Raw genomic sequence first — 435 nt, forward strand, 5'->3', positions numbered from 1 at the left:
GTGTCGTGCCGATTTTCTGCAGCTCATCCTGCACCGCGAGGCGGTCCAGCTTGGAGAGCGGCAGATTGACGAACAACTCGATGCGCTTGCGCAGTTGAACGTAGGCGTTCAGGAACGCCTTGTGTTTGTCCTCGTCCGTTCCTTGTGTTTCCGACGGGTCGGGCACACCCCAGTGGGCCTTGGCGGGATGGCCCGGCCAGATCGGACAGACTTCGCCAGCGGCGTTGTCGCAAACGGTGAAGACGAAATCAATGACCGGTGCGCCAGGCTCCGCGAATTCATCCCAGCTCTTGCTGCGCAGATGTTCTGTGGAGATCCCCTGCGACTGCAGCAGGTCGATGGCAAATGGGTTCGGGGTGCTACGCGGATGGCTGCCAGCGCTGTAACCAACGAAGCGGTCGCTAGCCAGGGTGTTGAGCGCTGCCTCAGCAAGGA

Annotated in this window: 1 protein-coding gene; it reads right to left on the bottom strand. The window is 61.1% G+C overall.

Features of this window, described 5'->3' with window-relative positions; genetic code table 11:
- On the bottom strand, positions 1 to 435 hold a 435-nt coding region (locus D7V93_RS44100), incomplete at both ends, for an arsenate reductase ArsC (protein WP_147451741.1).

Origin of the sequence: Corallococcus llansteffanensis (assembly GCF_003612055.1) — a bacterium.
Lineage (GTDB): Bacteria > Myxococcota > Myxococcia > Myxococcales > Myxococcaceae > Corallococcus > Corallococcus llansteffanensis.